The organism is Rhizobium sp. SVR5-9E (assembly GCF_056755095.1).
The window spans coordinates 1-236 of record NZ_JBNDHS010000742.1 but is presented as its reverse complement, the minus strand read 5'-3'; the positions used below and the strand labels follow the sequence as shown (position 1 = coordinate 236).

At 66.1% G+C, this 236-nt stretch carries 1 protein-coding gene; it reads left to right on the top strand.

The genetic code is table 11. The features are described from left to right. On the top strand, nucleotides 1-236 hold a 236-nt coding region (locus ACPYOJ_RS36800), incomplete at both ends, for a trimeric intracellular cation channel family protein (RefSeq protein WP_481420606.1).

Genomic DNA, 236 nt, shown 5'->3' with positions numbered 1-236 from the left:
CATCTGGCTCGATGCGGTAGGTCTTTCCGCCTGTTGCGTCATGGGTGCGGCCAAGGGCCTCGCGGCGACCGGCGTGCCGACGATCGCACTCGTCACCGGCACATTGACGGCAACCTGCGGGGGCATCCTGCGCGATCTGATGGCCAACGAACCCTCGGTGCTTCTCATGCCCGAGATCTACATTACGGCGGCGCTCGTCGGCGCAGGCGTCTTTACCGGAGCGACCGAACTCGGCC